The sequence below is a fragment of the Paenibacillus sp. LS-5 genome (genome assembly GCF_056121505.1).
Genome location: NZ_JBWAVA010000028.1, coordinates 26053 through 45822 on the forward strand (window position 1 = coordinate 26053; position 19770 = coordinate 45822).

Annotated in this window: 20 protein-coding genes and 1 other RNA gene; 20 read left to right on the top strand and 1 reads right to left on the bottom strand. The window is 49.5% G+C overall.

The window, feature by feature from the left end:
- Nucleotides 1-197 precede the first annotated feature (197 nt).
- The 5 genes from AC0MA3_RS25400 (at nt 198) to argS (ending at nt 4703) form a co-directional block, all read left to right on the top strand.
- On the top strand, nt 198-1055 hold the full coding sequence (locus AC0MA3_RS25400; protein WP_474658212.1) for a carbon-nitrogen hydrolase family protein: 858 nt from the start codon (nt 198-200) through the stop codon (nt 1053-1055).
- A 15-nt stretch (nt 1056-1070) separates the two neighbouring features.
- A complete protein-coding gene (locus tag AC0MA3_RS25405; RefSeq protein WP_474658213.1) occupies nt 1071-1739 on the top strand; it encodes a GNAT family N-acetyltransferase in 669 nt (222 codons plus the stop codon).
- Nucleotides 1740-1797: 58 nt separating this feature from the next.
- A complete protein-coding gene (locus tag AC0MA3_RS25410; RefSeq protein WP_474658214.1) occupies nt 1798-2466 on the top strand; it encodes a GNAT family N-acetyltransferase in 669 nt (222 codons plus the stop codon).
- Nucleotides 2467-2577: 111 nt separating this feature from the next.
- Nucleotides 2578-3021 carry a YwiB family protein gene (locus tag AC0MA3_RS25415; RefSeq protein WP_474658215.1) on the top strand — a complete coding sequence of 148 codons (444 nt, stop codon included), beginning with the start codon at nt 2578-2580 and terminating at the stop codon, nt 3019-3021.
- The gene (gene argS / locus AC0MA3_RS25420; RefSeq protein WP_474658216.1) at nt 3018-4703 is read left to right on the top strand and encodes an arginine--tRNA ligase; all 1686 of its coding nucleotides are present in this window, start codon (nt 3018-3020) and stop codon (nt 4701-4703) included. Before AC0MA3_RS25415 ends, argS begins: the two co-directional genes overlap by 4 nt.
- Nucleotides 4704-4941: 238 nt before the next feature.
- Here argS and AC0MA3_RS25425 read toward each other — a convergent pair whose 3' ends face one another.
- Entirely contained in the window at nt 4942-6111 is a 1170-nt protein-coding gene (locus AC0MA3_RS25425) for a S8 family peptidase (protein WP_379164287.1), read from the bottom strand.
- A gap of 190 nt (nt 6112-6301) precedes the next feature.
- Between AC0MA3_RS25425 and AC0MA3_RS25430 the strand changes: the two genes are divergently transcribed.
- From AC0MA3_RS25430 to AC0MA3_RS25500, 15 genes are all read left to right on the top strand, one after another.
- Nucleotides 6302-6430, top strand: coding sequence for a hypothetical protein (locus tag AC0MA3_RS25430; protein WP_474658217.1), 129 nt, complete (start codon nt 6302-6304; stop codon nt 6428-6430).
- An 82-nt stretch (nt 6431-6512) separates the two neighbouring features.
- A complete protein-coding gene (gene rpoE / locus AC0MA3_RS25435) occupies nt 6513-7076 on the top strand; it encodes a DNA-directed RNA polymerase subunit delta (protein ID WP_379164292.1) in 564 nt (187 codons plus the stop codon).
- Nucleotides 7077-7407: 331 nt separating this feature from the next.
- Nucleotides 7408-9015, top strand: a complete 1608-nt coding sequence (locus AC0MA3_RS25440) for a CTP synthase (RefSeq protein WP_379164295.1) — start codon at nt 7408-7410, stop codon at nt 9013-9015.
- Between the two features lie 314 nt (nt 9016-9329).
- The gene (locus AC0MA3_RS25445) at nt 9330-9716 is read left to right on the top strand and encodes a response regulator (RefSeq protein ID WP_379164298.1); all 387 of its coding nucleotides are present in this window, start codon (nt 9330-9332) and stop codon (nt 9714-9716) included.
- Nucleotides 9717-9921: 205 nt separating this feature from the next.
- Entirely contained in the window at nt 9922-10776 is an 855-nt protein-coding gene (gene fba, locus AC0MA3_RS25450) for a class II fructose-1,6-bisphosphate aldolase (protein WP_379164301.1), read from the top strand.
- A 265-nt stretch (nt 10777-11041) separates the two neighbouring features.
- The gene (locus AC0MA3_RS25455; RefSeq protein ID WP_379164304.1) at nt 11042-12295 is read left to right on the top strand and encodes a UDP-N-acetylglucosamine 1-carboxyvinyltransferase; all 1254 of its coding nucleotides are present in this window, start codon (nt 11042-11044) and stop codon (nt 12293-12295) included.
- A 165-nt stretch (nt 12296-12460) separates the two neighbouring features.
- Entirely contained in the window at nt 12461-13819 is a 1359-nt protein-coding gene (rho, locus tag AC0MA3_RS25460; RefSeq protein ID WP_379164307.1) for a transcription termination factor Rho, read from the top strand.
- Between the two features lie 23 nt (nt 13820-13842).
- Complete coding sequence (locus tag AC0MA3_RS25465; RefSeq protein WP_474658218.1) at nt 13843-15120, top strand: radical SAM family protein; 1278 nt, start codon at nt 13843-13845, stop codon at nt 15118-15120.
- 120 nt (nt 15121-15240) lie between these two features.
- A complete protein-coding gene (gene rpmE, locus AC0MA3_RS25470) occupies nt 15241-15438 on the top strand; it encodes a 50S ribosomal protein L31 (protein ID WP_379164313.1) in 198 nt (65 codons plus the stop codon).
- Nucleotides 15439-15564: 126 nt separating this feature from the next.
- Nucleotides 15565-15833: signal recognition particle sRNA large type (ffs, locus tag AC0MA3_RS25475), an RNA gene on the top strand.
- A 135-nt stretch (nt 15834-15968) separates the two neighbouring features.
- The gene (dnaX, locus tag AC0MA3_RS25480) at nt 15969-17753 is read left to right on the top strand and encodes a DNA polymerase III subunit gamma/tau (protein ID WP_379164316.1); all 1785 of its coding nucleotides are present in this window, start codon (nt 15969-15971) and stop codon (nt 17751-17753) included.
- A gap of 44 nt (nt 17754-17797) precedes the next feature.
- Nucleotides 17798-18109, top strand: coding sequence for a YbaB/EbfC family nucleoid-associated protein (locus AC0MA3_RS25485; protein WP_054944059.1), 312 nt, complete (start codon nt 17798-17800; stop codon nt 18107-18109).
- A gap of 35 nt (nt 18110-18144) precedes the next feature.
- Entirely contained in the window at nt 18145-18744 is a 600-nt protein-coding gene (recR, locus tag AC0MA3_RS25490; RefSeq protein ID WP_025703869.1) for a recombination mediator RecR, read from the top strand.
- A 217-nt stretch (nt 18745-18961) separates the two neighbouring features.
- Nucleotides 18962-19210, top strand: coding sequence for a hypothetical protein (locus AC0MA3_RS25495; RefSeq protein WP_474658219.1), 249 nt, complete (start codon nt 18962-18964; stop codon nt 19208-19210).
- A gap of 32 nt (nt 19211-19242) precedes the next feature.
- A complete protein-coding gene (locus AC0MA3_RS25500) occupies nt 19243-19509 on the top strand; it encodes a pro-sigmaK processing inhibitor BofA family protein (RefSeq protein ID WP_474658220.1) in 267 nt (88 codons plus the stop codon).
- The last annotated feature ends 261 nt before the right edge of the window (nt 19510-19770 follow it).

Sequence of the window (19770 nt, forward strand, 5' to 3'; positions counted from 1 at the left end):
GTACAACTTGTCAATTCTCATTATGGGGAAGGAAGAGCTTGGATATTCATAAGGGTCCAGGCCTTTCCCGAAAAGAACAGCGTTTTCTGCACTGCGGGGCGCGCACCAGGCTCTCAGGTGTGTTTTATGAACCAATATGGTAAAATTTTATGTACTTTACGAACGCTTCTCATTTCATGCTTAGGAGGCCTGCCGCTATGGCTATTCGCGTATCTGCCATACAATATCATTTGCATACTATCTCCTCCTTTGAGGAATTTGCCGCCCAGTGCGAGCATTATATAAAAACGGCCGGGGAGTTCGGCGCTGAGTTCATCCTGTTTCCCGAATTTTTGACGACACAGCTGATGTCCATTGGCGATGAACGGGGGGATGCCCTCGGCATAGAAGATCTGCCGCAGTTTACAGACCGTTACCGGGAGATGTTCTCCGGATATGCCCGGAAATATGCTGTGCATATCATTGGGGGGACCCATGTGCTGCGCCGAAACGATAAGCTTTATAACGTGGCCCATCTTTTTTATCCGGATGGAAGAGTTGACGAACAGGCGAAGCTGCACATTACACCGGCTGAAGTCGAGGGCTGGAATATGGGTGCTGGAGAAGGGCTCGAGGTATTCCAGACGGAAAAGGGGACCATCGCCATGCTGACCTGCTACGATATCGAATTTCCGGAGATTGTGCGCATGGCCCGGGCCAAGGGTGCGGATATCATTTTTTGCCCTTCCTGCACGGATGACCGTCACGGTTTCCACCGGGTCAGATACACCAGCCACGCCCGCGCCATTGAGAATCAAATCTATGTTGTGCTGACAGGTACCGTAGGCTCCCTGCCCACTGTCGATCTGATGCGGGCGAACTTTGGACAGGCGGCAGTGATCACACCCAATGATATTCCGTTTCCTCCGCAGGGACTGTTGGCCGAGGGTGAAATTAACGATGACATGGTCATAACCGCCGATCTCGATCTGGACCTGCTCTATAAGGTTCGTGAACACGGGTCGGTGACCACTTGGCGGGACCGCCGGACGGATCTGTATACGGACTGGGCGTAGGGAGGATGAAGAACCATGTATTTCAAGAGTTTTTACGCTTTTGACGGGACAATCCCGGTGGCTGCGGTGCTCCGCAGCTACACAGAAGCTGATTTTGCGGAACTGATAACCATTCAGTCCGAGGCTTTTCCGGCTCCCTATCCTGCAGAGATGTGGTGGAACCGGGAGCAACTGCTGAATCATGTGACGCTTTTTCCGGAGGGTGCGCTATGTGTGGAGGTGAACGGTGAGCTGGCGGGGTCAGTAACCGGACTGAAAATACACTTTGACTCTGAGGCCCCTGCGCTCCATCATACCTGGTCAGAAGTTACGGCAGATGGATATATTACAACGCACCAGCCAGACGGGAACACGCTCTATATTGCCGATCTGTGCGTCCGTCCCAAACACCGCAAGCTGGGGCTTGGCAAAGAGCTGGTACAATCGCTGTATCATGTTGTGGTGGAGCAGAAGCTGGAGAGGCTGCTGGGAGCGGGCCGTATGCCAGGCTATCATCTTCAAGCCTCTAGAATGTCAGCTGAGGAGTATTTGGATGGAGTGACAACCGGCAAATGGTCTGATCCGGTACTCACCTTTCTGCTTCGCTGCGGGCGGTCTCCGGTGGGGGTAGTAGCTGATTATCTGGAAGATGAAGAGTCAGACAACTATGCGGCGCTCATGGAGTGGCGGAATCCTTTTCTATAATAAGTGAAGAATATCTATATCAAACTCTCTATATCAGAATCGGAGGAGATCTTTTCATATGGAATATATAAGAATTACGGATATTGCTGATCCCTTGTTCAGACAAGTACATAATCTGCTCTCAGAAGTGTTTCCCCCCGAGGAAGTGCTTGAATTCAGCTTGTGGAAGGAACCTCTCGAAGATTCTGGAATTCGAGTATTTGCCGCAGTACATGATGGCGCCGTTGTTGGCACTACGGAATACCGCTATTACACCGATTGGAATGTGGCGATGACCGATTTCACTATCATAGGCCGGGAAGGCCTTGGAGTAGGACGCTTTCTGGCGCAAAGCCGCCTGAAAGACTTGCAGAAGCTGGCAGAAGGCAACGGTAAAGAGCTATTCGGTATGTTCGCCGAGATCTATGATCCTTACCGGGTAGAGCATGAATTTGGGGGCATTAAGCCCATGGATCCGTTTGTCCGCCGCGAAGTGCTGTCACATCTGGGTTATAAGCGACTCGACTTCCCCTATGTTCATCCCTCATGGCAGGGTGACGGGGAGGCAGTATCGGGCCTTGACCTGTGCTTTATGCCCGGGAATGAGGATTTGGAGCAGATAAAGGCTTCTCTGGTTGCAGACTTTCTGACTCGTTATTATGCAGTCCTCGCCGATAAGCCTGAAGCCTGGACATCCATGGTAGAGGGACTGAAGAGCAGGGATATGGTAGCACTGCTGCCGTTGTAATTATTTTTGAGAGTATAGCCATTGTATTGCCCTCCCGATCTGGATATAGTGTACAATGGGAAAGCGAATGTGCCTTAGATTATATAAGTATGAATAAGCGAGGAACGTGTGATGACTGAAGTGCAGCAGGACAAATACGGCGTTTCTGTAACGCTGGAGAGCATACAGGGCGGGGAACGGAATGTGGTGCACGCCTCAGGTGAGGTCATCGCCAGAGGAAATCAGTTGTATATCCGTTATGAAGAAACACAGGCTGGCCCCAAGGGCGAGCAAGCTTCTGTCCGAACCACTTTAAAGATTTCAGACCGTGAGCTGAAGCTGATTCGTCACGGCGATGTCCAGTCGGAGCAGTCTTTTGTACAGGGACAACGTCTGCCGGGATTTTACCGCTCGCCATATACACAGTTTAACCTCTCCACAGACACCCGGAGACTGGATATGAAGCGTGACGGGAGATCACTTGTGGTTTCATGGGAATACGATCTATACGTTTATGAAGAATTATCGGGACAGTTCGCTATAAGTTTGCATATACAGGAGGAACCACAATCATGACACATAGTCAAAATCCGCTTCAGTTAGCCAATGAACGGGTGAAGGAAGCGATCGCTGGCGCCATTATATCCGCAGGTCTGGTCACCAGAGAAGAGCTTCCAGCCATCGTGCTGGAGGTACCCAAGGACAAAGCTCACGGGGACCTGGCTACCAATGCTGCGATGCAGCTGACCAAGATTGCCAAGCGCAATCCGCGGCAGATTGCTGAAGCGATCATTGAGCACCTGGATAAAGGTAATGCTTCTATTGAAAAAGCGGAAATCGCCGGACCGGGATTCATCAACTTTACGCTGTCCAAAAGCTACCTCTACCCTGTAATCGCCCTCGTGGCCGAACAGGCTGAGGATTACGGCCGTATTAATGCAGGCCAGGGGCAGAAGATTGAGATGGAATTTGTCAGTGCGAATCCTACCGGCAGCTTGCATCTGGGACATGCCCGCGGCGCTGCTGTCGGCGATGCACTGTGCAATGTTCTGGATTTTGCCGGGTATCAGGTGACCCGCGAGTATTACATCAATGATGCCGGGAATCAGGTTGCGAACCTGTGCAAATCCATTGAAACCCGCTACCTGCAGGAGTTAGGCCAACCGGCAGAAATGCCGGAAGACGGCTATCATGGCGAAGACATCAAGGGTTTTGCCAAAGAGCTGGTGGCTGAAAAGGGCGATGAGCTGCTGTCCATGACACCGGGCGACCGTGCTGCTTTCTTCCGCACCTATGGCCTCACCAAGGAGCTGGACAAAATCAAACGCGACCTCAGCCGGTTCCGCGTCAACTTCGACATCTGGTTCAGCGAAACCTCGCTGTACGAGAATGGAGAGGTTCTGCGCTCGCTGGACGAGCTGCGCGACCGCGGCGAAGTCTACGAGCAGGACGGGGCCACTTGGCTGCAGACGACTAAATACGGGGACGACAAAGACCGTGTACTGATCAAGAATGACGGAACCTATACTTACCTGACCCCGGACATTGCGTATCACAGCGACAAATATGGCCGGGGCTATGAGAAAATGATCAATATTTGGGGTGCCGATCACCACGGCTATATTCCGCGGATGAAAGCAGCCATGTCGGCGCTTGGCAACGATCCGGAGAAGCTGGTCGTTCTGATCGCCCAAATGGTCAGCCTCTTCCAGAACGGCGAAAAGGTCAAAATGTCCAAACGTACCGGTAAAGCGGTAACGATGGAAGATCTGATGGAAGAGGTCGGTATCGATGCGATCCGTTATTTCTTCACCATGAGAAGCATGGATTCGCATCTGGATTTCGATATGGACCTGGCGATTTCCACCTCCAATGAGAATCCTGTTTTCTATGTGCAGTATGCGCATGCACGGATCTGCAGTATTTTCCGTCAGGCAGAAGAGCAGGGTATCGTGCTGCCGGATTATGACACTATCGATTATGCCAAGCTGACGGCTGAACATGAATATGATCTTTTGCGCAAAATCGGCGAATTGCCTGCGGAGATTGAGATCGCTGCCAGCAGCTATGCCCCGCATCGCCTGATCCGCTATGTATACGATCTGGCTTCGCTGTTCCACAGTTACTACAAAGCGGAGCGCGTCATCACTGAGGATGCTGCCCAGACCGTAGCCCGCCTCGCCTTGCTGGGCGCGACACGGACCACAATCGCCAACGTGCTTCGCCTCGTTGGTGTTACTGCACCGGACCGGATGTAACGGTCCGGCATCAGCAAGAAGCTCCGCCTCCGTATAATTGGAGGCGGAGCTTCTTACTTTCCATAATGCCTCTGTGGGCGGGCTGATTACCCGCTGCCTATAAGGAGCAGCTCAAGCTGGGAGCTGCAGGGGAGTGATTCCGGCTGAAGGCGGGCTTATGCGGTAGCTTACAGCTGCCGCCAAGCATGCCGCCCATCCGGCGGCCGAACCCGTTCGAGGCTGCCGCCCATCCGCGCGCCTATGCCTTTGCGGCAGCGGCCCGCTTCGCCCGTGCGCCAGCCCGCAGCAGGCGCAGGGCATCGGCCGAGCCGCCGCCTAGAGCCGCGCGGCGCTGGCCTTTGCGCAGCCGCACTGGCGAGGCTGTGCGGCGCAGGAGCAGCTTCAGCTCCCGAGGCGAGAGGCCCGGGCGCAGCGCGAGCAGCAAGGCGGCGGCTCCCGTGACATGGGAGGTCGCCATGGAGGTGCCGCTCATTTCTTTGTAGCCCTCCCTCAGCCAGCAGGAGGGTACAGCTTCGCCGGGTCCGTATACATCGATATACGGACCCCGGTTGCTGAAGGCCGCGACGCGGTGCCTTCGGTCAAGGGCGCCGACGGCGATTGTCTCAGGGTAGCGGGCGGGATAGTCCCCGCCGCGTTTGCCGTCGTTGCCGGAGGAGGCGATGATGGCGATCCCGGCCCGGTAGGCCTTGATCACCACATCGTGAAGGGCTTTGCTTCGCGTTTTCATACCGAAGCTCATATTAATGATATCGATCTTGTTCTGTACGCACCAATCGATGCCCAGAACAATGTCGGACACATAAGCCGAGCCGCTGTGGTCAAAAGCCTTGACCGGATATAGCTGCGCCCTTGGTGCTACACCCATCATGCCGCGGGTGCCGCCCGCCGCTGCCAGTGTTCCGGCGATATGGGTCCCATGTCCGTTATCATCGAGCGGCAGCATGCCCCGGTGCAGCAGGTTTACGCCAGTGGCTAACGAATGTCTGAGATCCGGGTGCCGGTAGTCAGCACCTGTATCGATGACTCCAATCTTCACATGCACTCCGGTCGACCGGGACCATGCCTGCGGAGCGTGGATTGCTCTAACACCCCAAGGCATCATAGAGGTGTCTGATTTTTCAGGGGCCACCGCGTGGACCTGTATCCGGGAGTCCTCCTCGATGCTTAAGGAATCTTCATATTTATAGAGCAGTTTTCCCGCTCCTGAAGCAGGCACGAAAAATGCCCGGATCAGCGGGGATATTTGGACTTGCCGCAATTCCGGTTTTTTCGCTTTCAGTATTTTCCACTCTGACAGCGCTCCGGCATACTGGCGGGCGTCATTGAAGGTGACGATACGCCGCTCGGCATTTTTGGGGGCCGCCGATATCTCTCCAAGCAGCATCTGCCAAAATCCGTAGTAATCCATAAGTTACGCCGTCCCCTCCTCGGTGCCGTGCTGCCATATTGTATGAAAGGAGGCGGACGTCCGAATGGGAACTTGCCCTTTTTTAGCGAAATGGGCTGCCCATCGTGTCAAAAAGCGGAGCTTTACATAAAATATACAGAAGAGAGCGTGAGTTCTCTTTGCAACATCCCGTAAGGAGCCGATCCTTGGCGTGGATACAGTCATGCGCGGAGGAACCTCCTCCGCCTTTTTTGCGTTAGTGAATGAACAGGTTTCAGAGCAGGTCCTGGAATACATACATTCAGCCGGACAGTTTGACTTGCAATTTGCTGCCAAATAGGTTTTACTTAGTTTTGTTAATGGATATTATGAGATAGAAATTAACGGTAATGTGAACAATGCGTGAGAGGAAGTGTCCTTTAGTGAGTACGCCACTCAATTTAAAGCTGGACCCTGAGAAAATAAAAGAAATGCCGATGGTGGACCTGGCTTTCCTGGTGCTCAAAGCAGCCAATACGCCTTACTACTACCGAGATCTGATGGTTGAGGTAGCCAATTTGCGCGGTATGACCGAACAAGAAAGCCAAGATACTATTGCACAGTTATATACCGAGATTAATATTGACGGGCGTTTTGCCTGTGTCGGGACCAACCTGTGGGGGCTTAAACGCTGGTACCCTCTGGAACGCTCTGACGATCCTGTCGGCAACACCAAACGTGTGCGTATCATCAACGATGAGGATGACGATCTGGAAGATGATGACTTCGCCGAAGAGGAAGAAAACTACGCCGCTGAAGATGAGGACTTCGATGCTATCGATGAAGATCGCGACGACCTCTATTCTGACGACGACAGTGAAGAAGAAGTCGACGAAGATGTTGTTATCGATGAAGATGACATTGACGAAGATGAGGTTGACGATGAGGATTCCGAAGACGGCGAAGCAGAAGATGCCGATGATGAGGAAGAGGACGACAAATATTAAAGTAGTATGCGTGTGTGCGTAATTCCTCCCTTGACATGGGTGGGATCGTCAGAGTAAACTATTGCATGGGCTTATAATGGAAGTTAATATTGTTTTCTAAAATAAAAAGTGCCCCGGGTCTACGGGTGTCACTTTTTTGTTTTTTTAAAAGGTAGAACTCATTGTTTCACGATACAAATCATCCTTATCTTTCTACAGAATCGGATGGTTTTTTCCGGGATTCATTGGAGAAGTAACTTTTTGGGTTCCCCGTTTTGATAATGGAAAAAAGGGTTACGATAAACACCAAGCGTCGCCTGAATTTCTGGACTTTATTTAGGAGGGTTTTACAGTGACAAAGTATATTTTTGTAACGGGGGGCGTTGTGTCTTCCCTGGGCAAAGGCATTACTGCCGCTTCTTTAGGCAGGCTGCTCAAGAACAGAGGGTTGAAGGTAACGATTCAGAAATTCGATCCTTACATCAACGTAGACCCTGGAACCATGAGTCCTTATCAGCATGGCGAAGTGTTTGTAACCGATGATGGGGCGGAGACCGACCTGGATCTTGGACACTATGAACGGTTTATTGACATCAATCTCTCCAAGAACAGCAATGTTACAACCGGTAAAATTTATTCATCGGTTATCAGCAAAGAACGGCGCGGAGAATACTTGGGCGGAACCGTTCAAGTCATCCCGCATATCACGAATGAAATTAAAGAGCGCGTATTCCGCGCAGGCCGTGAGACCGGATCCGATGTCGTAATTACCGAAATTGGCGGAACAGTGGGCGATATCGAGAGCTTACCGTTTCTGGAAGCTATCCGTCAGATCAAAGGCGACATTGGCCGTGAGAATGTAATGTATATCCACGTAACCTTGATTCCGTATATCAAGGCTGCTGGAGAAGTCAAAACCAAGCCTACACAGCATAGCGTCAAGGAACTCCGCAGTATCGGGATTCAGCCCAATGTTATCGTATGCCGCACCGAATATGCGCTTTCCGATGATATGAAGGCTAAAATCGCCTTGTTCTGCGATATTGATGCCCATGCGGTAGTGGAATGCCGTGATGCTTCTACCCTGTATGAAGTTCCTCTTAACCTACGGGATGAAGGACTGGACGAAATTGTAGTCAACCATTTGAAGCTGACGACACCTGCACCGGATATGCGTGAATGGGAAAATATGCTGGAACGCATTCAGAAGCTGGAACGTACCGTGGAGATTGCCATTGTCGGCAAATATGTAGCCCTGCATGATGCCTATTTGAGCGTTGTGGAATCCTTGTCTCATGCCGGTTTTGCCGCAAATGCTGAGGTGAAAATCCGCTGGGTCGATGCAGAGCTGGTTACCGATGAGAATGTAGACGAACTGCTGGGAGGCATCGGAGGCATACTCGTTCCAGGCGGTTTTGGCGACCGGGGAATTGAAGGCAAAATCTCCGCCATTCGTTATGCCCGTGAACAGTCTATTCCGTTCTTCGGCATTTGCCTTGGAATGCAGGTTTCCGTAATCGAATATGGCCGTTCCATGCTGGGACTGGCTGGTGCGAACAGCTCGGAGATCGATCCGTCTACACAACATCCGCTGATTGATTTGCTGCCGGAGCAGAAGGATATCGAAGATATGGGGGGAACAATGCGTCTTGGTCTTTACCCATGTAAGCTTCTTCCTGAATCACTCGCAATGTCCTGCTATGATGATGAACTGGTATATGAACGCCACCGTCACCGGTATGAGTTCAACAATGCTTACCGTGATGAAATCGAAAAAGCGGGTCTCGTGATATCCGGTACCTCACCGGACGGCCGCCTGGTAGAGATTGTCGAGCTTCCAGGGCACCCATGGTTCCTGTCGGTCCAATTCCATCCGGAATTCACTTCTCGTCCTAACCGTCCTCAGCCGCTTTTCCGCGAATTTGTCAAAGCTTCATTGACTCATTCCGAACAACTGTAATTTCTTATAGAAAGAATGGCCTTTATAGGTCCTTGATGAGCCTCCTTATGGAGGCTTTCTTTACAATGTGGGAAAGTATAAGCTTCACCATATCCTCTTAACAGCGACTAATTTGTAAAGCGTGAAATTGTCTGTACACCTCAGTCTGATTACTGGCCAAAAAATGACATAGATTTACGCATTTTAACCAATTAGCAGGATTTTGGCTGTTGGGAACGAATTATAGGTTTCGTATAGATTTGTTAGGTAACGGGCCGCTAGCTGTGGAAGTGCGCAGTATGGACAATCTGCTTCAAATTCTGGGAGGGTATGGTATGGAAAAGAAAAAAGTATTAATTGTTGATGATCAGAACGGAATCCGGATTCTCCTCATGGAAGTATTTAATAGCGAAGGGTATGCCACATTTCAAGCGGCTAACGGAAAGCTGGCATTGGACATTGTCCGCAGCGAATCTCCCGATCTGGTCTTGCTGGATATGAAAATTCCAGGCATGGACGGTCTTGAGATCCTAAAGCATCTGAAGGAGATTAACCCCGCTATCAAGGTTATTATGATGACTGCTTACGGTGAACTGGATATGATTAAGGAAGCGACCAAGCTGGGGGCACTGATGCATTTTACGAAGCCGTTTGACATTGATGAAATGCGTGTAGCAGTAAATATGCACCTAAATAATAAGTCGATAGACCAGTATAACTAACTCAGGAATCCGTGGTTTGGGAAGACTGGATTATGGATACCATAGAGAGAATAGTCTGCCCTGATTAGGGGGTGGTCTTATATCGTCCCACCGGGACATTTTTTTGCGTGTCCTATTTAGTATTTAATACAGGATGTGCTATAATAAGCCTGTATGTGATGTCGGCTTATATAAGCAACCAAACATTCTTAGGAGGATTGAAACCATGCCATTAGTATCTATGACAGACATGTTAACCAAAGCACTTAAAGGAAAATATGCAGTTGGCCAGTTCAACATCAACAACCTGGAGTGGACTCAAGCAATTCTTGGTGCCGCAGAAGAAGAGAAGTCACCAGTAATTCTTGGCGTTTCCGAAGGCGCAGCTCGTCACATGGGCGGCTTTTACACTGTTGTTAAGATGGTTGAAGGTCTGATTCATGACATGAAAATCACCGTTCCAGTAGCTATCCACTTGGACCACGGTTCTAGCTTTGACAAATGTAAAGACGCAATTGATGCTGGATTTACATCCGTAATGATCGATGGCTCCCACCACCCAATCGATGAGAACATTGAAATGACTAAAAAAGTCGTTGACTATGCTCATGCTAAAGGTGTTTCTGTAGAAGCTGAAGTTGGTACTGTAGGCGGACAGGAAGATGACGTTATCGGCGGTATCCAATACGCTGACCTTAACGAATGCGTACGCATCGTCAAAGAAACAGGTATCGATACATTGGCTCCGGCACTGGGTTCCGTACACGGTCCTTACCTTGGCGAACCAAACCTTGGATTCAAGGAAATGGAAGAGATTCGTGACGCAGTTAACCTTCCGCTCGTTCTTCATGGCGGTACTGGTATTCCTGTACATGACATTCAGAAATCCATCTCCCTGGGTACTTCCAAAATCAACGTGAACACCGAGAACCAAATCGCATTTGCTAAGGTTGTTCGCGAAGTACTGGCTGCTAAACCGGATGCTTACGATCCTCGTACATTCATTGCACCAGGTCGCGAAGCTATCAAACAAACCGTTATCGGCAAAATCCGCGAGTTCGGTTCCAGCAACAAAGCCTAATATTTTATCAAGCAAAGGACAGGCTTCTGAGCTGAACCTAGCTGAATAGTATGATATGGAGAGCACCGCCTAGACGGTGTCTTTCCATTTAATATAAGGAGTCGTTCGCATAAGGCGTTAACCAGTCCTTGTATTCCTTGTGGAAACGGGTGCCGTCCTTGTTTAAGGGCGGCGCAGCCGTTTCTAGTTATTTAAAAGTAAGTAAAGCCGCAGCAGGTATTGCCAGGGCAAGCTGCAATACACGTAGGGGGAACCGGATAAATTTATGGAAAAATTAATGATTGGCGGTGGACGCCCTTTAGAAGGTGTCGTCACCATCAGTGGAGCGAAGAACAGTGCGATTGCGCTTATTCCTGCGGCCATTTTGGCTGAGTCTGAAGTTGTTCTGGATAACTTGCCGTCCCTAAGTGATGTAGCTGTATACTCCGAAATTCTGGAAGAGCTTGGAGCCACAGTCTCCTGGACAGGCAGCCAGATGAGAATTAACCCCTCCCGTATCGTATCCATTCCAATGCCTAACGGACCGGTCAAGAAACTCCGTGCTTCTTATTACATGATGGGAGCGCTTCTTGGAAGATTTAAGGAAGCCACAATTGGCCTTCCTGGCGGATGTAATTTTGAGCCTCGTCCAATTGATCAGCATATTAAGGGCTTTGAAGCGCTGGGTGCAACTGTAACCAACGACCATGGCTCTATTCACTTGTACGCCAAAGAACTGCGTGGTGCCAAAATTTATTTAGATGTATCCAGCGTAGGTGCCACTATTAACATCATGCTTGCGGCTTCACGTGCCAAGGGCTCAACAATCATTGAAAATGCGGCTAAAGAGCCTGAGATTATAGATGTAGCTACCCTCCTCAACTCCATGGGCGCTGTTATTAAAGGCGCTGGTACCGAAACGATCCGGATCGAAGGTGTTACGGAAATGCACGGCTGCCGTCACTCCATCATACCCGACCGTATTCAAGCTGGAACATATATGATTGCTGCTGCGGCTACGCGCGGCAATGTAATAATAGATAATGTGATCCCCAAGCATTTGGAGGCACTTACTGCCAAGTTGCTTGAGATGGGCGTAGGTATCGAAGAACTGGATGAGAGCATCCGAGTCATCGGCAAAGCCAGATACGAACATGCCGATGTCAAAGCACTGATATACCCCGGTTTTGCCACCGATTTGCAATCTCCAATGACTAGTATGCTTACCCAGGCCGAAGGGGTTAGTGTCCTTAGCGATTTTGTATACAGCAACCGATTTAAGCATGTGCCTGAACTGGTGCGAATGGGCGCCAAAATCCGTGTGGAAGGCCGTTCTGCCATCATTGAAGGAAGTAAGCTGAATGCTGCGAAGGTCAAGGCTGCCGATCTGCGTGCAGGAGCAGCTCTTGTGATCGCTGGTCTGACGGTAGAGGAAGGAATTACCGAAGTTACAGGTGTGGAATATATAGATCGCGGTTACGACAATTTAGTTAGCAATCTACGCACTTTGGGAGCCGAAGTATGGCGGGAGAACGAATAGAATAGGTTTACTCAATGTCCTGGAAGAGGTGTTTTTTTGCCTCCAAACTGCATATCCTCTTCCAGATTGGGTAATGCTATCCTAATAAGCAATTTAATAGACTCCTATTTTGCTTGCCGAACTGCTAGAAGAACTTATCATAAAAATTGAATAGGTGGTTATTACATGGATCTTCAAATTTCCGATTTGGAAGAAATGAAGCTGACCGATTTGTATAAACTGGCGAAAAAGTACCAGATTCCATACTACGGGACGCTTAAAAAGCGGGAACTGATTTTTGCCATCCTCAGGGCACAGGCGGAGCAGAGCGGGCTAATGTTTATGGAAGGTGTGCTCGAGATTTTACCGGAAGGCTATGGCTTTTTGAGGCCGATTAACTATTTGCCCAGCGCAGAAGATATTTATATTTCAGCCTCGCAGATCCGTAAGTTTGATCTCAGAAGCGGCGATCTTGTATCTGGTAAATGCCGCACACCCAAAGAGAATGAACGCTACTTTGGACTGCTTCAAGTTAACGCCGTCAACGGCGAGAATCCTGCCAGTGCAGCAGAGCGTCTGCATTTTCCGGCGCTGACACCGCTTTATCCGCAAGATAAGCTGCCGCTTGAAACATCCCCTACACATTTGTCCACTCGAATAATGGATTTGCTCGCTCCTGTCGGTCTGGGGCAACGCGGTTTGATTGTAGCACCTCCCAAAGCAGGGAAAACGCTCCTCCTAAAAGAAATTGCCAACAGCATTTCCACTAACAATCCTGAAATTGCATTGTTTGTACTGCTGATCGATGAACGTCCCGAGGAAGTAACGGATATGCAGCGTTCGGTGAAGGGCGAAGTTATCGCCTCTACGTTTGATGAACTTCCAGAGAATCATATCAAAGTAGCCGAGCTTGTATTGCAGCGGGCTTTGCGGTTAGTAGAGCATAAGAAGGATGTTGTTATTTTGCTGGACAGTATTACCCGGCTGGCACGTGCCTACAACTTGGTAGTACCCCCATCCGGGCGTACATTGAGTGGAGGGATTGATCCAGCTGCATTCCATCGTCCCAAACGGTTTTTCGGATCGGCGCGGAATGTGGAAGAGGGTGGAAGCTTGACCATACTTGCCACAGCGCTTATTGATACTGGTTCGCGTATGGATGATATCATTTATGAAGAGTTTAAAGGTACGGGGAACATGGAGCTTCATTTGGACCGCAAACTGGCGGAACGCCGCATATTCCCTGCCATCGATATACGCCGTTCCGGCACGCGCCGAGAAGAGGTGCTGCTTAGCAAGGAAGAGCTGGATACCATTTGGGCTATCCGTAAAAATATGAATGAATCGTATGACTTTGTTGAAGGCTTCCTTAAAAAGCTGCGTGACAGCAAGACGAATGCTGAATTCCTGGCGTCCTTCGACGTTGCCGGAAACAAAGAATCCTCTTCGCCTAGCGGAACTGCAAGCAGTGGAGGAACCTCAAACAGCGGCTCATCCGCACGCCGTACGACGCGGCCTAAGACGCCTTCTGTGCCTACCACCTGAGAAACGATAATAAGGAGACTAACATGTATTTGGTATATGCCGACGGGCAAGGAAACGTATATGATCATCCCGAGCTGTACGGGCTGGCTCGCAGCGGGGATATGATTGTTGAGATATTGGAGGAAGAATTAATACCGTTGCCGGAGGGAGCTACCCTGGTAAGTCTGCCTAATACACGGGCGGTAGGCATGAACCCTGAGACGGGGGAGATGCTACCTCTTCCGGAAGGATCACAGGCTGTAGGGGCTTTGCTGCCGCAAGGGTTTACCCGCCTGTGTCTCCCTGGTTATGTAAAGACAGACAAATCGTATAAGCTTCCACTCTTCGGTTATTCAGCGGTAGTGTGGAAAGATGGCGGCTTTTATGTGGCAGCCGATCTTACGGATAATCCAGAGCAGTGGAACCCGCTCAATTGTGAACGTGAAGATGTAGAAGTGGGAGTTGGCAGTTTAACTGCCAAGTACCCGGAGAACCGTCTATACGATCATCTCTCCAACTGTGCGCTGGGCTATGAATGCCTGACCTCTTCGAATACCTTTCTGGGACGTTGGGAGGGGGCGGTTCCGGTCTCCTATTCGTGCAATGCCGGATGCTTCGGTTGTATTTCCGAACAGCCTGATGACAGTGGCTTTGTGTCCCCTCAGACAAGAATGAACTTCCGTCCCACAGTGAATGAGATTTCAGAGGTCATGTTGGAGCATCTCAAGACACCTGAGTCCATTATCAGCTTCGGCCAGGGCTGTGAAGGGGAACCTTCTACACAGGCGAAGCTTATCATTGAGTCCATTCGTGAAGTCCGATCCATTACAGATATGGGCTATATCAACATTAATACTAATGCCGGATTAAGTGACCATATCCGCGGTATTGTTGATGCCGGACTGGATTTAATGCGTGTCAGTACAATCAGTGCGTTAGATGACCATTATAATGCCTATTACAAGCCACGTGGCTACACGCTGGCTAATGTGGAGAAATCTTTGAAATATGCTGCTTCACAGGGTGTGTATACATCGATCAATTATCTGATCTTTCCGGGGGTTACCGACCGCGAGGAAGAGATTGAAGCGATGTTGGAATTCGTTAGACGTACAGATCTGAAGCTGATCCAAATGCGCAACCTTAATATTGACCCGGAGAGCTACCTGGAATTAATTCCACCGGCTCGAGGCGAGATTCTGGGGATGAAGACGATGCTGGAGATCTTTCGCGAGGAACTTCCGGGTGTTGTTATTGGTTCATACACCCATGTACCGCCTGCCGATTTGGCCCGCGCCAAACAGCGGCGCGCACAAATATAACTGTAAATATCCAAGGATTAGATATATTGCAGAGCCGAGTCTTTCGTGCTAAAATACCGCTTAGATATTTTATTAACTCTAGGTCCGCATGAGGCCTAGGGCACGAGAGGTGAGGTTTATATGCAATCCGTAATTCAACCTAATTACAATGTAACCAAGGTAACCTGTGCATGTGGCAATACATTCGAGACCGGTTCTGTGAAGCCAGAGCTGCGGGTCGAAATTTGCTCCAGCTGCCACCCGTTCTATACAGGTAAGCAGAAATTCCTGGATGCCGGCGGCCGTGTTGATAAATTCAAGAAAAAATATGGTATCTAATCCATTTACTGCGCTGGCAATAATGGGTTAGTCCCGCCCCCGGACATGCTGACCGGGGGCTTCTCCTTTATTTGGAGTTGCGGCTGGAGTTGATTTTTACGCGGGTGTAAGCTATACTTATCTTCGCCGTGCTAGACGGGGAGGTAGCGGTGCCCTGTAACTCGCAATCCGCTGTAGCGAGGTTGAATTCCTGTTAGAGGTGCTGTCGATGTGAGGCCTTGGTTCCTACGGGCTGTGTTGACGGTTGGGTCCTCCGCAATGAGTGCTTGTGAACCTGGTCAGGTCCGGAAGGAAGCAGCCATAAGTAAGTTTACTCTTGTGCCGGAGGGTTGCCTAGCCCGAGCAGTGTTGTAGGGTTGCCGCTTGGATCGCAGCCATCAATAACAGGTGCACGGTTTACATATTATTTATAATAGTATCTTTGCGACAAGCAAAGGTGCTTTTTTGTTTTTGGTCAAAGTCTGGTGGATATAGTATAATATATTAGCGACAAATGCCGGAAGCGGCAGCTTAAGAGAGGGTAATGCATAGTGGAACATATCGCGCTGTATCGTGCCTGGCGGCCGCAGTCGTTTCATGACATGGTAGGGCAACAGCATATTATTCAGACGCTGCAGAATGCAATTCGCGAACAGCGGGTTTCGCATGCCTACCTGTTTAGCGGACCGCGGGGTACCGGTAAGACAAGTGCCGCCAAAGTTCTGGCCAAAGCAGTTAATTGCGAACGGAACGAGGGTCCGGAGCCCTGCAATGAGTGTCCATCATGCTTGCGGATCACTGCGGGTAACGTCATGGATGTGCAGGAGATTGACGCTGCATCGAATAGGGGCGTTGAGGAAATACGTGATCTCCGGGACAAGGTGAAGTATGCGCCTACCGAAGTCCGCCGCAAAGTGTATATTATTGATGAAGTGCATATGCTGACTACTGAGGCTTTTAATGCGCTGTTGAAGACGCTGGAGGAACCGCCGCCTCATGTGATGTTTATTCTGGCAACGACAGAGCCTCATAAATTGCCGGCAACGATTATTTCCCGTTGCCAGCGCTTTGATTTTCGGAGAGTCTCATTGGAGGAGCAGACGGCCCATTTAGCGGCGATCTGCCAGAAGGAAGGTATTTCAGCAGATGCAGATGCTCTGCAGTATATCGCCCGACTTTCCGATGGGGGAATGCGTGACGCGCTCAGTATACTGGATCAGATTTCTTCCTTTACGGATGGCCAGGTTACTTACCAGCAGGTGTTAGGGATGACAGGGGGAATTCCTTCTGAACAATTCGCACGCCTAGCGACAGCAATTCTGGACGGGGATATGGGACTTCTTCTGGAGCTTGTGGAGCAGCTTATGCATGAGGGGAAGAGTGCCGATAAATGTCTGGAGAATCTGCTGTATTATTTCCGTGACTTGCTCATGATCAAGATGGTCCCAGGGGCCGATCAACTAACGGATCGGGTGCTGAATCCAGCGGAGTTTCGGGACATGGCAGCCGCATTTTCCCGTGACCGGCTGTTTCAGATCGTAGAAACATTAACCCGATATCTGGGTGAGATGAAATATGCAACCCATCCGCAAACCTTGTTTGAAGTGGCGCTGATGAAGTTATGCAGTCTGCAACAACAGGAAACATCTCTACAAGAGAGCTCTTCGCATCTGCTTGTTTCAGGCTCCAATCAAGCTGGAGGTAATACTGCAGCTGTTGACGTTGGTGAACTGGAGCAACTCAAACGGCAGATTGCAGCCCTGGAAAAAAAGCTGGAACAAGCTATGCACTCTGGTGCCATATCTGCTGCAGGTCGCGGTGAACAAGGGAATCCAGGCAGACCGTCTGCCGCTCAAGCCCCGGCTCCAAGAATATCCTCTCCCGCCAAACTTCCGCCCCAGTTGGATAAATTTATTGCGGGCAAAGATAGTGCCGATTTTGCTGAAGTCTATAAGAAGTGGAGCACTGTCCTGCAGGGAGTGAAGGAAGAGAAGGTGACGGTTCATGCGTGGTTTGTCGACGGTGAGCCTGTAGCAGTTATGGAAGATGCTGTGCTGGTTGCCTTTAAGAATACAATTCATCGCGACACCACGGAGAAGCCGGCTAACAGGCAGGTGATTGAGAATGTATTTGCTGCCCGTCTGGGCAAACCGTACCGGCTCGTGACCATGCTGCTACGCGACTGGAACGAGGCTACAATGAAATCCGCTGCGCAGACTGGCACAGAGGAACTCCGGCTGGAGCATGAACATGAAACTCCAGACACCCGGACTGAACCATGGATTGACGAGGCGATCCAGCTCTTTGGGGAAGACCTTGTTGTCATAAAAGAGTAATTAGTCTATTAGCGCTAAATGCGCATCCAAAGGAGAGACGATGAATGAATAATATGAACCAAATGATGAAACAGGTTAAAAAAATGCAGGAGCAAATGCTCAAGGCGCAAGAAGAACTGGGTAGCAAAACCATTGAGGGATCTTCCGGTGGCGGTGTGGTAACCGTTCAGGTCAATGGACATAAGAAACTGCTGTCGATTCAGATTAAACCAGAGGCTGTGGATCCAGAAGATATTGAAATGCTGCAGGACCTTGTGATTACTGCTGTAAATGACGCACTTACCCAAGCGGAAGAATTGGCTAATAACGACATGGGTAAATTCACCGGCGGCATGAAGATTCCTGGCCTGTTCTAGACCTTACTCCATCTATCCAAAGGAGAACCATTATTTTGTATTATCCAGAACCGCTAGCTAAGCTGATTGAAGCTTTTACGCGTCTGCCCGGAATAGGCCCAAAGTCAGCCGCACGGCTGGCTTTTCATGTGCTCAACATGAAAGAAGATGAAGTTATCGATTTTGCCAAGGCGCTAGTCAGCGTCAAACGCAATCTTCATTATTGCTCGGTCTGCTGCAATATTACAGATACAGACCCTTGCCGGATATGCCAGGACAAGACCCGGGATGCCTCGGTAATATGTGTGGTTCAGGATTCTAAGGATCTTGTGGCTATTGAACGAACCAAGGAATTTGACGGCTATTACCACGTACTTCAGGGTGCGATCTCTCCTATGGAGGGTATAGGTCCGGATGACATTCGTCTGAAGGAGCTGTTGACCCGCTTGAGCGATGAGAGAGTAAAGGAGCTTATCATGGCAACCAACCCCAATATAGAGGGTGAAGCCACAGCTATGTATATCTCACGCTTAGTTCGTCCATTCGAGATCAAAATCACCAGGATAGCCCATGGACTACCTGTAGGTGGTGACTTGGAGTATGCGGATGAGGTAACGTTATCCAAAGCTCTTGAAGGCCGGCGCGAGCTGTTCTGAGCAGTCTGACATCAAGTTATTTCATTAAGGAGAAGGAGCCCTACAGGGGCTTCTTTTTTTCGTTTTATACTGCAAAGAATAATCTTATCGGAATTTCACGTTAGTTTTCCCATCGTTCTAGTTCTAAGTTTGTCCTGGTTTCGATATGAATGAGAATAAAGGAGTGTGCGATCTCTGAACGTGCGCCGAGTTTATTCTTACGAGGAGGCATCTGATAATGGGATGGTGGAACTTTGGACGACAGAGCAGTAGAGAGCGTGAAGGGCGACAGGACGAGCATTGGAATGTGTTTGTCGAAGTTTTGCAGGCGCATTCCGAGTGGGAGAGAGCACATCTAATGTTTGACGAGGCACGTGGACAGGATCAGATTGATTACGCCATATATATTCTGGAAGCGGCAGAGCGCAAATATCAAATTCATTTGAAGCATGCCAAAACCCTCGGACTTAACCGAGAACAGCTGTAAGTACAATAGATGAATTATTAGGGAGGATTGTCATGCTAAGAATGGCCGCGATAGCTGTGTTGGTGGTGTCGGGAGTTTTGTTACTTCTTATTGTTTTCAGGAAAAAACTGGGCTGGGCTTGGCTCACTCTGTTAGGTACACACCTTCTCTTGGCAGCGCTTGGTATATATGTGGTGAATTTCTCAGGCATAATCACAGATATATATATCCCACTGAACCCTGCTACAATAGGAGCCGTAACGATTCTTGGTCTTCCTGGAGTGTTGATGCTTCTGGGGCTTAAAATAACTTTGTTTTAGAGGTTGACGTGGATTGTAGATATATGATACATTAAGTCTCGGCCCTTTGGACAAGGTATCCTATGAGAACTTGCCGAGAAGTTAAGCGAAAAATTAAAATAAAAAAACGCTTGACTAAAACGAAGGTGCTGTGATATATTATAAAGGTCGCTGCTGACAAGCAACGATGAAGGAAAATAAGACATTGATCTTTGAAAACTGAACAACGAGTGAGTGGGATTTCACGCAAGTGAGATCCAAAATAGAGAATGCAAATTCTCG

Bases quoted from the DNA above. Each gene is read 5' to 3' on its own strand.
- AC0MA3_RS25400 (WP_474658212.1), top strand. From the start codon at position 198: ATGGCTATTCGCGTATCTGCCATACAATATCATTTGCATACTATCTCC.
- AC0MA3_RS25405 (WP_474658213.1), top strand. From the start codon at position 1,071: ATGTATTTCAAGAGTTTTTACGCTTTTGACGGGACAATCCCGGTGGCT.
- AC0MA3_RS25410 (WP_474658214.1), top strand. From the start codon at position 1,798: ATGGAATATATAAGAATTACGGATATTGCTGATCCCTTGTTCAGACAA.
- AC0MA3_RS25415 (WP_474658215.1), top strand. From the start codon at position 2,578: ATGACTGAAGTGCAGCAGGACAAATACGGCGTTTCTGTAACGCTGGAG.
- argS (WP_474658216.1), top strand. From the start codon at position 3,018: ATGACACATAGTCAAAATCCGCTTCAGTTAGCCAATGAACGGGTGAAG.
- AC0MA3_RS25425 (WP_379164287.1), bottom strand. From the start codon at position 6,111: ATGGATTACTACGGATTTTGGCAGATGCTGCTTGGAGAGATATCGGCG.
- AC0MA3_RS25445 (WP_379164298.1), top strand. From the start codon at position 9,330: ATGGAAAAGAAAAAAGTATTAATTGTTGATGATCAGAACGGAATCCGG.
- fba (WP_379164301.1), top strand. From the start codon at position 9,922: ATGCCATTAGTATCTATGACAGACATGTTAACCAAAGCACTTAAAGGA.
- AC0MA3_RS25455 (WP_379164304.1), top strand. From the start codon at position 11,042: ATGGAAAAATTAATGATTGGCGGTGGACGCCCTTTAGAAGGTGTCGTC.
- rho (WP_379164307.1), top strand. From the start codon at position 12,461: ATGGATCTTCAAATTTCCGATTTGGAAGAAATGAAGCTGACCGATTTG.
- AC0MA3_RS25465 (WP_474658218.1), top strand. From the start codon at position 13,843: ATGTATTTGGTATATGCCGACGGGCAAGGAAACGTATATGATCATCCC.
- rpmE (WP_379164313.1), top strand. From the start codon at position 15,241: ATGCAATCCGTAATTCAACCTAATTACAATGTAACCAAGGTAACCTGT.
- AC0MA3_RS25485 (WP_054944059.1), top strand. From the start codon at position 17,798: ATGAATAATATGAACCAAATGATGAAACAGGTTAAAAAAATGCAGGAG.
- AC0MA3_RS25495 (WP_474658219.1), top strand. From the start codon at position 18,962: ATGGGATGGTGGAACTTTGGACGACAGAGCAGTAGAGAGCGTGAAGGG.
- AC0MA3_RS25500 (WP_474658220.1), top strand. From the start codon at position 19,243: ATGCTAAGAATGGCCGCGATAGCTGTGTTGGTGGTGTCGGGAGTTTTG.